Source organism: Micromonospora sp. NPDC004336, assembly GCF_053602615.1.
The window spans coordinates 1-11,411 of sequence record NZ_JBSGDY010000179.1 but is presented as its reverse complement, the minus strand read 5'-3'; the positions used below and the strand labels follow the sequence as shown (position 1 = coordinate 11,411).

Here is an 11,411-nt window from a genome sequence, read left to right as displayed (position 1 = left end):
CGCGGCGACGACCACGCGGGGCAGCGCCCACGGCGCGGCCGGGTCGAGGCGCGACGCGGCGCCGGCCGGGTCGACGCGCAACGCGGCGCCGGCCGGGTCGACGCGCGACGCGGCGCCGGCCGGACCGGCGGGTGGATGCCCGGCGGGCGCGACGGGCCCTTCGGGGCGCCGCTGGTCGGCGCGGCGGCCGAGGGCGGTCACCACTCGATGCCCTTCTGGCCCTTCTGGCCGGCGTCCATCGGGTGCTTGACCTTGGTCAGCTCCGCGACCAGGTCGGCGGCGTCGACCAGGCGCGGGTCGGCGTCCCGGCCGGTGATGACGACATGCTGGAAGCCGGGGCGGTTCGCCAGGGTCTCGACCACCTCGCCGACGTCCACCCAGCCCCACTTCATCGGGTAGGTGAACTCGTCGAGCACGTACAGGCCGTAGCGCTCGGCGGCCAGGTCACGCTGGATCTGCCGCCAACCCTCCAGGGCGTCGGCGGCATGGTCGGCCTCGCCGCCACGCTGGATCCAGGACCAGCCCTCACCCATCTTGTGCCAGGCGACCGGGGCGCCCTGGCCGGTGCGCTCGTGCACCTCGCCGAGGGCGCGGAAGGCGTTCTCCTCGCCGACCCGCCACTTGGCGCTCTTGACGAACTGGAACACCCCGATCGGCAGCCCGGCCGTCCAGGCGCGCAGCGCCAGCCCGAACGCGGCCGTCGACTTCCCCTTCATCTGTCCCGTGTGTACGACCAGCAGCGGCCGGTTGCGCCGCTGCCGCGTGGTCAGCCCGTCGGCGGGCACCTGGGACGGCTTCCCCTGCGGCATCAGGCAACACTCCTGTTCTCCCCACCACCGTCAGCGCCGCCGCCGGTGGCGGCGCTGGCAGTGGCGGCGGCGGTGGGGCCGGCGGCGGCGGTCGCGGTCGGGGTGTAGGTGGTCTCGGCGATCTTGGTAGGTAATGGCCCCTGTGGGGGCCATTTCTCGCCAAGATCTGCAGCGGACCGGCCGTGCGAGGCGCGGCCGGACACCGGCGCGGGAGCGGGCGCCGGGCAGCCGGACACCGACGCGGGAGCGGCACGGCCGGACACCGACGCGGGCGCAAGACGGCCGGACGCCAGGGCGGGGGTGGGGCGGCCGGTGGTGGCGAGGGTGGTGAGGGGGGCGGTGGCCACCTCGTCGAGGCGGTGGTGGACGGCGCCCAGTTGGGCGGCGAGGCGGCGCGCCAGGCCGAGGCGCACCGGACCGCTCTCGCAGTCGACGACGACGCACGGCGCCCCGGTCGCGGCCAGCACGCCCGCCGCGCGGGCCGCCCGGTCGAGCGGGCGGTCGCCGGTGGTGGCCCGGCCGTCGGTGACGACCAGCACCAGTGGGCGGCGGCGCGGGTCGCGCAGCCGTTCGATCCGCAGCAGGTCGGCGGCGGCGAGCAGCCCTTCGGCCAGCGGGGTACGCCCGCCGGTGGGCAGCTCGGCCAGCCGGGTGGAGGCGGCGAGCACCGACGAGGTGGCCGGCAGCAGGGTCTGCGCGGCGGCGCCCCGGAAGGCGACCACGGCGACCTTGTCCCGGCGCTGGTAGGCGTCGGTGAGCAGGGCGAGCACCGCTCCCTTGACGGCGGCCATCCGGGTGCGGGCGCCCATCGAGCCGCTCGCGTCGACCACGAAGAGCACGAGGTTGCCCTCGCGTCCCTCGCGGACGGCTTCGCGGACGTCCTCGGGGCGCAGGCGCAGCGGCCCGGCGACGCGACCCCGGGCGTTCTGGCGCGGGGCGGCGGCCCGGACGGTCGCGGGCAGGTGCAGCGCGCCGGCGCGGCCCGCCGGCACCCGCGCCCCGGTGGTGCGGCCCCGCCCGGTGCGGGCCCGGGAGCGCCGGCCGGGCACCCCGTCGCCGACCCCGGGCGCCGTGAGCAGTCGCGCCCTCAGCCCTTGCCGGGGTACGGCCACGACCTGCCCGGCGTCGGGCCGGCCGTTTCCCGGTCGGGCCCGGCCGGGGGTGTCCTCGTCCGTGTCGCTCCCGCCGGCGCCACGCGGGCCGGCCGGGGAATCCCGCCCGGGCATGGAGCCGCCGCCGCCGGAGCGGTCCGCCCAGTCGCCGCCGCCGGAGCGGTCCGCCCAGTCGCCCTCGCCGGGGCGGTCCGCCCAGTCGCCGCGACTCGGCCGGTCCGCCCAGTCGCCCGGCCGGTCCACCCAGTCGCCGCCCGGCCGATCCGCCCAGTCGCCGCCACTCGGCCGATCCGGCCACGCGCCGTCGCCGCCGTCCCGGCCCGGGTCGCCGTCGCGGCCGGGCCCGTGGGCGGCCTCGCCGTGCCCGCCGGCACCCGCGTCCCCGCCGGCCGGCGCGGAACCACCGGCGTCACCGTCGGGCGGGGCGCCGTCCGGACCGCCGTTCGGGCCGCCGCCCTGCGGGCCGGAGCCCGGACCGCCGCCGGATCCGCCCGGCTCGTCGCCGGGGTCGTCGTCGCGGGCCCGGTCCAGGGCCTCGTCCAGGCGCTTCTCGTCGAGTTCGGGGGCGTCGAACGGGTTGCGGCGGCGGCGGTGCGGCAGGGCCAGCCGGGCGGCGACCCGTACGTCCTCCGCCGTGACCGCGTCCCGGCCGTGCCAGGCGGCGTGCGCGAGCGCCGTACGGGCGGTGACGATGTCGGCGCGCATGCCGTCCACGTCGAACGCGGCGCACACCTCGGCGATCTGGCGCAGCGCGGCGTCGGGCAGCAGCACGTGCGCCAGCCGCTGCCGGGCGATCGCCACCCGGCGGGCCACCTGCGCGTCGGCGTCGGCCCAGCGGGCGGCGAACCCGGCCGGGTCGGCGTCGGCGGCGAGCCGGCGGCGGACCACCTCGACGCGTACGGCCGGGTCGCGGCTGGCGCCGACCTCGACGGTGAGCCCGAACCGGTCGAGCAGTTGGGGGCGCAGCTCCCCCTCCTCCGGGTTCATGGTGCCGACCAGCAGGAACCGCGAGGCGTGGCTGACCGAGACGCCCTCGCGCTCGACGTGGCAGCGGCCCATCGCGGCGGCGTCGAGGAGCAGGTCGACGAGGTGGTCGTGGAGCAGGTTGACCTCGTCGACGTAGAGCACGCCGCGGTGGGCGGCGGCGAGCAGTCCCGGTTCGAAGGCGCGTACGCCCTCGCCGAGGGCCTTCTCCAGGTCGAGCGAGCCGACCACCCGGTCCTCGGCCGCGCCGACGGGCAGCTCCACCAGCCGGGCGGGGTGCCGCTCGGCGGCCGCCCCGGCCGGATGCGGGCCGTCCGGGCAGGACGGGTCGGGGGCGGCCGGGTCGCAGGCGAAGCGGCAGCCGGCCACCCGGTCGACGGGCGGCAGCAGCGCCGCGAGGGCCCGTACGGCCGTGGACTTGGCGGTGCCCTTCTCGCCGCGTACGAGCACCCCGCCGATCGCCGGGGAGACCGCGTTGAGCAGCAGCGCCAGGCGCATGTCGTCCATGCCCAGCACGGCGCTGAACGGGTAGGTGGTCATGAGCGGTCCTCCAGGTCACCCTCGCTGGCCAGGTACGTCTCGCGGAGCCGGTCGAGGGTGGCCGGCTCGGGCTCGGCCCACAGGCCCCGGTCGGCCGCCTCCAGCAGCCGCTCGGTGATGCCGCGCAGCGCCCACGGGTTGGACCGCTCCAGGAACTCCCGGGTGGTCTCGTCGAAGACGTACGCGGCGGCGAGGTGCTCGTACATCCAGTCGTCGACGACCCCGGCGGTGGCGTCGTAGCCGAACAGGTAGTCGACGGTGGCGGCCAGCTCGAAGGCGCCCTTGTAGCCGTGCCGGCGCATCGCGGCGATCCACTTCGGGTTGACCACCCGGGCCCGGAACACCCGGCGGGTCTCCTCGCCCAGGGTGCGGGTGCGCACGTCGTGCGGCATCGCCGAGTCCCCCACGTACGCGGCCGGGGCGGCGCCGGTGAGGTGGCGGACCATCGCCACCATCCCGCCGTGGTACTGGAAGTAGTCGTCGGAGTCGACGATGTCGTGCTCGCGGGTGTCCTGGTTCTTGACGGCCACGGCGATCCGGGCGAAGGAGCGTTCCATGTCGGCGCGCGCCTCCCGCCCGTCCAGCCCCCGGCCGTAGGCGTAGCCGCCCCAGACGGCGTACACCTCGGCGAGGTCGGCGTCGCTGCGCCAGTTGCGGGCGTCGATCAGCGGCAGCAGCCCGGCCCCGTACGCGCCCGGCTTGGAGCCGAAGACGCGGGCGGTGGCGCGCCGCTCGTCGCCGTGCTCGGCGAGGTCGGCGGCGACGTGGGCGCGGACGAAGTTCTGCTCGGCGGGCTCGTCCAGGGCGGCGACCAGCCGCACCGCGTCGTCGATGAGCGCGACCACGTGCGGGAAGGCGTCGCGGAAGAAGCCGGAGATGCGCACGGTCACGTCGACGCGGGGGCGGCCCAGCTCGGCCGTCGGCACCACCTCGACGCCGGTGACCCGGCGGGACCGGTCGTCCCAGGTGGGACGGCAGCCGAGCAGCGCGAGCACCTCGGCGACGTCGTCGCCCTGGGTACGCATGGCGCTGGTGCCCCAGACGGTGAGCCCGACGGAGCGCGGGTACTCGCCGGTGTCGGCCAGGTGCCGGGCGAGCAGCGAGTCGGCCAGCGCGACGCCGACGTCCCAGGCGTTGCGGCTGGGGATGGCCTTCGGGTCGACGGAGTAGAAGTTCCGGCCGGTGGGGAGCACGTTGACCAGGCCCCGGGTGGGCGAGCCGGACGGGCCGGGCGGCACGAAGCGCCCGTCGAGCGCGCCCACCACCCGGTCGATCTCGTCGGTCGTGCGGTCCAGCCGGGGCACCAGCTCGGTGGCGGCGAAGCGGAGCACGGCGGCGGCGTCGGGTACGGCCCGGCCGGTGACCTCCTCGACCACGGCGTCGACCTTGTCGGCGTCCCAGCCGAGGGTCTCCATGCCGACGACCAGCCGGCGGGCGAGGCCCTCGATCAGGTCGACGGCGTCGGCGGCGGTGCCGGCGGGACCGTCGACGGTGTCGGTCAGCGCCTCGGGCAGCGCCAGCCGCCGCCCCGGCTCGGCGAGCAGCGCCTGCTCGTCCAGCCCGTACGCGGCGGCGAGTGCCTGGCGCAGACCGGGCAGGGCGCGGGCGCCACCCCAGACCTGCGGGGCGCGCAGCACGGCGAGCACGAGGTTGACGCGGGGCTCGCCGGTGGGCGCGGCGGCGAGGACGTGCAGGCCGTCGCGGATCTGCACGTCCTTGACCTCGCACAGGTAGCCGTCGAGGTGCAGCACGAAGTCGTCGAAGTCGTCGGCGGCGGGCATGTCCTCGGTGTGCAGGTCGTGGTGCAGCTCGGCGGCGCGGACGAGGTCCCAGATCTGGGCGCGCACGGTGGGCACCTTCGCCGGGTCGAGCGCCTGCACGGTGGCGTACTCGTCGAGGAGCTGTTCCAGCTTCGCCAGGTCGCCGTACGTCTCGGCGCGGGCCATCGGCGGCACCAGGTGGTCGACGACGACGGCGTGCGCGCGGCGCTTGGCCTGGGTGCCCTCGCCGGGATCGTTGACGATGAACGGGTAGACCAGCGGCAGGTCGCCGAGGACGGCGTCGGGGGCGCAGTCGGCGGCCAGCCCGAGGCCCTTGCCGGGCAGCCACTCCAGGGTGCCGTGCTTGCCCAGGTGCACCACGGCGTCGGCGCCGAAGCCACCGTCGGCGGCGGGCGCGGCGAGCCAGCGGTACGCGGCCAGGTAGTGGTGGCTCGGCGGCAGGTCCGGGTCGTGGTAGATGGCGATGGGGTTCTCGCCGAAGCCGCGCGGCGGCTGGATCAGCAGCACCACGTTGCCGAAGCGCAGCCCGGCGAGCACGATGTCGCCGCCGTCGGTGTAGAGCCCGCCGGGCGGCTCCCCCCAGTGGGCGAGCATCCGCTCCCGCAGCTCCGCCGGCGCCTGCGCGAACCAGCGCCGGTACGTCTCCCCCGGCACCCGTGCCTCGGCGGCGGCGAGCTGTTCCGGGGTGAGCCACTCGACGTCGTGTCCCCCGGCGGCGATGAGGGCGTGGATGAGCCCGTCCCCGTCGTCGGGCGTCGGGGCGTCGCCGAGGTCGTAGCCGGCCTCGGCCAGGGCGGCGAGCAGCCGCACCGCCGAGGCCGGGGTGTCCAGGCCGACTGCGTTGCCGACCCGGGAGTGCTTCGTCGGGTAGGAGCTGAGCACGACCGCGAGCCGCTTCTCGGCGTTGGGCACGTGCCGCAGCCGGGCGTGCCGCACGGCGGTGCCGGCGACCCGGGCGGCCCGCTCCGGGTCGGCGACGTAGCTGGAGAGCCCGTCGGCGTCGATCTTCTTGAACGAGAACGGCACGGTGACGATCCGGCCGTCGAACTCGGGGATCGCCACCTGCATGGCCGCGTCCAGCGGGGACAGCCCGGCGTCGCTGGCGGCCCACTGCTCGCGGGTGCTGGTGAGGCAGAGCGCCTGGATCACCGGCACGTCGAGGGCGGCGAGCGCGCCCACGTCCCAGGCGTCCTCGTCGCCGCCGCCGGAGGCGTCGGCGGCGACCGCGCCGCCGGCGGCGAGCACGGTGACCAGCAGGGCGTCGCAGCGGCCGAAGAGCCCGAGCGGTCCGGCGCCGGCGGTGAGGCCGCGCAGCGAGCCGCAGTAGATCGGCAGGGGGTTGCCGCCGGCCGCGTCGACGGCGTCGGCGAGGGCGTCGACGAAGCCGGTGTTGCCGGCGAGGGCGTGCGCCCGGTAGAAGACGATCCCGACGGTCGGTCGGCCCGGGCGCGCCGGGCGGTCGCCGTGCACGCCGTAGGTGGGGGTGGGCGCGGGCGCGGCGAACCCCTCGCCGGTGAGCAGCACCGTGTCGGAAAGGAAGCGGGCTAGCTGGGCGAGGTTCTCCGGCCCGCCCTCGACCAGGTAGGCCAGGGCCCCGGTGGCCACCCCGGAGGCCACCGTGGACGCCGCCATCAGCTCCGCGTCCGGCACGGCCTCGCCGCCGAGCACGACCGTCGGCACGCCGGAGGCGAGCACCGCGGCCAGCCCGTCCGGCCACGCCTGCCGGCCGCCGAGCAGGCGTACGACGGCGAGGTCGACGCCGTCGAGCAGCGCGGGTACGGCGTCGGCGGCGACCCGGGCGGGGTTGGCGAGCCGGTAGTCGGCGCCGCTGGCGCGGGCGGCGAGCAGGTCGGTGTCGGCGGTGGAGAGCAGCAGGATGCGCACGAATGGCTCCGGAGAGTGACGCCCGGGTCGGCGCGGGGGCGACCGGGGCGAAGGCGAGGGGTGGGCGCGGTTCAGCGGTGCCGGCGGGCCGGGTGACGGCTCAGCGGCGGGCCGGCGGGGTGGCGCGGCCCGGTGCGGGCGTCAGGGACGGGCGACGCGGGCGCGGCGCGCGGCGGAGCGATCGGCGGACACGACGCGGCCGACGGCGGGCAGGACGCGGCCGAGAGTGGGCACGGCGCCGCTGGCGGCACGGCCGAGGGCGGGCACACGACGGCGCGCGGCGCGGCGGCCGGGCGAGGTCGCGGGGATGCGGCTGCCCGTCGGCGCGCTGGCACGGCCGGGCACGATGCGACGATGATCGTCGATGGCGGAGACGCGGTGCGTCATCGGGTCCTCCTCGGGTGTCCACGCCCTGGGGTCACTCCCGACGGCCGAAGTATCCTGGCTCCCGGATCGACGCTCACCCCCGGTCTTCCAACCGCGCACGCACGGCCGTGACTCACGAGGGGGGATCACTCCCCGGTGACAGTGGCGGGACCGCGCCGGAATCGCACCGGCTTCCTTCACTGCCGTCAGGCCGCGAATGCTGCCACACCCCCGGGCCGCCGGTCAACGCCACCCCATCCGGCCACGAGGGAGCGACGATCGATCGAACGCCGACGATCGAGCGTTCGGGGTGGTGCGCGATTCCGCAATGTCGCCGGTCGATGGCTCGGCGATTCGCGCCAGGCCGGCTCCGCGCTCCCGGGAAAGGCGTCCCGGCCGCGCCCGCGAGCAGGCCGTCCGCCGCCCGACGCGGTCGGCTCGTCGGGACCGGTCCGCCCTTCCCACCAGGCGCGGCGCGGCGCTCGGGCGGCGGCTCCACGTTGCCGCCGGGACGTCGCCGACGTTGACGGCGGCCGATGTCGCCGCTCACCGGTCGGCGAGGCCCGATTCGTAGCCGGCGATCACCAGCTGCGCCCGATCGCGGGCGGCCAGCTTCGTCATCAACCGGCCGATGTGCGTCTTGACCGTGCCCCGGCTGAGGTGCAGGTGCCGCTCGATCTCGGCGTTGGACAGCCCACGGGTGATCAACGTCAACACGTCCCGCTCCCTCGGGGTCACCCCGTCGAGCCGGTTCGGCGCCCGCCGTGCCGCCGGCATCCGGGCGAACTCGGCGATGAGGCGGCGGGTGACGCTCGGCGCCAGCAGCGCCTCGCCCGCCGCGACCACCCTGATCGCGTCGAGCAGCCGTACCGGTGGGGTGTCCTTGAGCAGGAAGCCGCTCGCCCCCGCGCGCAGCGCCCGGTACACGTACTCGTCGAGGTCGAACGTGGTGAGGACGAGCACCCGGGGCGCGTCCGGCAGCGCGGTGACCGCGGCGGTGGCGGCGAGGCCGTCCAGCTCCGGCATCCGGATGTCCATCAGCACCACGTCGGGCGAGTGCGTCCCGGCGAGCGCGAGCGCCTCGCGCCCGGTGCCCGCCTCGGCCACCACGGTCATGCCGGGCGTGGCGTCGACCAGCAGGCGGAGGGTACCGCGCAACAGCGCCTCGTCGTCGGCCAGCAGCACGCGTACCGGCTCACTCATCGGGCACCGTCGGGGTGAACGGCAGCCGGGCACGGACGGCGAAGCCGCCACCCGGCTCGGCGCCGGCGGTCAGGGTGCCGCCGTGCATCGCCGCCCGCTCCCGCATCCCCCGCAGGCCGTGCCCGGGCGGCCCCGCCGCGCGCCCCGCCGGCGCGTCGTCGACGACGGCGACCACCAGCTCCCCGGCCCCGGTGGCGACGGTCAGCCGGCAGCGGGCCGGGCCGGCGTGGCGCAGCACGTTGGTGAGCGCCTCCTGCGCGATGCGGTACGCCGAGGCCCGCACTGCCGCCGGCACCCGCGACAGGTCGGCCGCCCGGTCGACGGCCACGACGACCCCGGCGGCGCGGACGTCCTCGACGAGCCGGTCGAGCTCGGTGAAGCTCGGTGCGGTGTCGGCCGGGTCGCGCAGGGCGCCGAGCACGACCCGGACGTCGTCGAGGGCCGCCCGGCTGACCCGCTCGATCGCCGCCAGCGCGGCCCGCCCCTGCCCCGGATGGCTCTCCGCGAGATGGTTGGCGACCGCCGCCTTCATCGCGATCAGGCTGAGGCTGTGTCCGACCACGTCGTGGATGTCGCGGGCGATGCGCAGCCGCTCCTCGGCCACCGCCCGGTCGGCACGCAGCTCGGCGACCTGGGCGGCGTGCCGTCGCCGGGCGCGTACCGCGCGGGCCAGCGTCCACGAGCCGGCGAGGACGGTCGCGGCGTAGAGCAGGACCGGCGCGGGAGTGGCGGTGAACGACTCCTGCCCCGAGGGGGTGGGGACGACCGGCAGCCCGGGGACCGTGGCGCCCACGACCGCCCCGGCGGTGACGGCCGCGAGTGCCCCGACGAGCGCCGGCACGGCCCGCCGGGCGGGGGCGGACAGGGCGACCGGCCAGAGCGCGTACGCGATCGCGAACACCACGGCCTCACCGGCGGTCCCGACTGCGGCCGCCACCGACCCGGCCAGCGCCACGACGACGAGCACCGGCACCGGCCGGCGGCGACGCACGACCAGCGGAGGCCCGCACAGCAGGGCCAGGCCCACGGCGAGCGGCGCGGGCGTCCGGACCGCCGTCAGGAGCACGAGGGCGACCCCCACCAGCGCGTCGAGTGCCGTCAGTCGCCGCGGCCCGAGCCGTCCCCAGGTGACCACCGGGACACCGTATCCACGGGCGCGGCGCCGGGCATCGGACCACGGTCCGATGCCCGCTGCCGACCGCGGTCCGATGTGCGGGGACGCCCCGGCGGCCGAGACTCCGGTCATGAGCACGCGACTTCTCGTCCTGGCCGGCGCGCTGGCGCTCGCCGCCGCGCCGGTCCCGGCGCCGCCGGTCGGCCCTCCGGCGGGGGTCGACGCCGCCGCCGCCGACGCCCTCGTCCGGAAGTACCGCGAGGAGACCGGCGTGCCCGGCGTCGCGGTAGCCGTCACCCGGGGGACGGCGGTGGTGCACGCCGCCGGGTACGGGCACACCCCCGCCGGTGACCCGGTCACGGCGCACACCCCGATGGCCGTGGCGTCGCTGAGCAAGTCGTTCACCGCCCTCGCCGTGCTGCAACTGGTCGAGGCGGGCCGGGTGGAACTCGACGGTCCGGTCCACCGGCACCTGCCGGAGTTCACGATGGACGATGCCCGGGCGGCCCGGATCACCGTGCGGCAACTGCTCGACCAGACCTCCGGGATGTCCGACACGACGTTCCCCGCGTTCAGCAGGCGGCAGCCGGCCTCGCTGCGGGAGGCCGTCGCGGGGATGCGCGCGGCGCGGCTGGCCGCCGACCCCGGCACGAGATGGGAGTACCACAACCCGAACTTCCAGGTGGCCGCGCGACTGGTGGAGGTGGTCAGCGGGCTGTCGTTCGACGACTACCTGCGGACGCGGGTCTTCGCCCCGCTCGGCATGGCCGACAGCCGCACCCTCGACGTGGCCCGCGAGCTGCCGTCGAGCGCGCGCGGCCACCTCATGGTCCTCGGCAGGCCGGTCGCCCTGCCCGAGCCGCCGGCGTTCGGCAACGGCTCCGGCGGGGTGCTCAGCTCGGCGCACGACATGGCCGCGTGGCTGATCGCCCACGGCAACGGCGGTCGCGGCCCGGACGGCACCGCGGTCGTCTCGCCAGCGGGCCTCGCCACGCTGCACCGCCCCTCCGCGGTCTCCGACTCCTACGCGCTCGGCTGGTTCGTGGAGAGGACCGCGTCGGGGGCGCCGATGGTCGCGCACAGCGGCGACCTGTTCACCTCGACGGCGTACCAGGCGCTGTTGCCCTCGTCCGGCCACGGGATCGCGGTCATGGCGAACACCGGGCTGGCGTACGGCCACGCGTCGGCCCTCGCCGAGCGGCTCGTCGCGCTGGTCGAGGGAACGCCGGCGCCCTCGGCGGGCACGCCGCTCGTGGCCGTCGACGCCGTGCTGCTGGTGCTGGCGGCAGCCGCCGCCGCGCTCGCCGGCCGGGGCGTGCTCCGGTCACGCCGCTGGGCCGCCGGCCGGCCGGTACGCCCCTGGACGCTGGTGCGGCTGCTTCCGCTGCTCGCGCCGCTGCCGCTGCTCGCCTCGATCCACCGGGTGGTCGGTTGGCTCTACCGGGGTCGCGACGTCGCCTGGATCCAGGTGGCGTACATCTATCCGACGTTCATGGTGCTGCTGGTCACCGCGGCGCTCGGCTGCGTCGCCGTCCTGGTGGCCCGGCTCGTGGGACTCGGCCGCGCCTGACGGCGGCGTCGCGCCTATGATCAACGTCGACGGTGGGCGGGGGTCCAC

General features: G+C 77.0%; 6 protein-coding genes, 2 pseudogenes and 1 riboswitch. Of the genes and pseudogenes, 1 reads left to right on the top strand and 7 read right to left on the bottom strand.

Translation table 11 applies throughout. The features are described 5' to 3' along the window. The 7 genes and pseudogenes from ACWENR_RS26270 to ACWENR_RS26240 all read right to left on the bottom strand — a co-directional run. Positions 1 to 201 (bottom strand): annotated as a pseudogene (locus ACWENR_RS26270) (hypothetical protein); the annotation flags it as partial. After that, entirely contained in the window at positions 198 to 809 is a 612-nt protein-coding gene (gene cobO / locus ACWENR_RS26265; protein WP_452279632.1) for a cob(I)yrinic acid a,c-diamide adenosyltransferase, read from the bottom strand. The gene cobO and the pseudogene ACWENR_RS26270, both read right to left, overlap by 4 nt. A 308-nt stretch (positions 810 to 1,117) precedes the next feature. Next, positions 1,118 to 3,445: pseudogene (locus ACWENR_RS26260) on the bottom strand (VWA domain-containing protein); the annotation flags it as partial. Then, positions 3,442 to 7,110 carry a cobaltochelatase subunit CobN gene (gene cobN, locus ACWENR_RS26255; RefSeq protein WP_452279631.1) on the bottom strand — a complete coding sequence of 1,223 codons (3,669 nt, stop codon included), beginning with the start codon at positions 7,108 to 7,110 and terminating at the stop codon, positions 3,442 to 3,444. The pseudogene ACWENR_RS26260 and the gene cobN, both read right to left, overlap by 4 nt. A 141-nt stretch (positions 7,111 to 7,251) precedes the next feature. Continuing rightward, complete coding sequence (locus ACWENR_RS26250) at positions 7,252 to 7,497, bottom strand: hypothetical protein (protein WP_452279630.1); 246 nt, start codon at positions 7,495 to 7,497, stop codon at positions 7,252 to 7,254. 47 nt (positions 7,498 to 7,544) lie between these two features. Further along, positions 7,545 to 7,674: riboswitch (cobalamin riboswitch) on the bottom strand. A gap of 348 nt (positions 7,675 to 8,022) precedes the next feature. After that, positions 8,023 to 8,679 (bottom strand): response regulator, encoded by a 657-nt coding sequence (locus ACWENR_RS26245; protein ID WP_452279629.1) that lies wholly within the window; start codon positions 8,677 to 8,679, stop codon positions 8,023 to 8,025. After that, the gene (locus ACWENR_RS26240; RefSeq protein ID WP_452279628.1) at positions 8,672 to 9,814 is read right to left on the bottom strand and encodes a sensor histidine kinase; all 1,143 of its coding nucleotides are present in this window, start codon (positions 9,812 to 9,814) and stop codon (positions 8,672 to 8,674) included. Before ACWENR_RS26240 ends, ACWENR_RS26245 begins: the two co-directional genes overlap by 8 nt. 109 nt (positions 9,815 to 9,923) lie before the next feature. Here ACWENR_RS26240 and ACWENR_RS26235 point away from each other — a divergent pair, with 109 nt between their 5' ends. Beyond that, positions 9,924 to 11,363 (top strand): serine hydrolase domain-containing protein, encoded by a 1,440-nt coding sequence (locus ACWENR_RS26235; protein WP_452279627.1) that lies wholly within the window; start codon positions 9,924 to 9,926, stop codon positions 11,361 to 11,363. Positions 11,364 to 11,411: the final 48 nt, after the last annotated feature.

Bases quoted from the DNA above. Each gene is read 5' to 3' on its own strand.
- cobO (WP_452279632.1), bottom strand. From the start codon at position 809: ATGCCGCAGGGGAAGCCGTCCCAGGTGCCCGCCGACGGGCTGACCACG.
- ACWENR_RS26250 (WP_452279630.1), bottom strand. From the start codon at position 7,497: ATGACGCACCGCGTCTCCGCCATCGACGATCATCGTCGCATCGTGCCC.
- ACWENR_RS26245 (WP_452279629.1), bottom strand. From the start codon at position 8,679: ATGAGTGAGCCGGTACGCGTGCTGCTGGCCGACGACGAGGCGCTGTTG.
- ACWENR_RS26235 (WP_452279627.1), top strand. From the start codon at position 9,924: ATGAGCACGCGACTTCTCGTCCTGGCCGGCGCGCTGGCGCTCGCCGCC.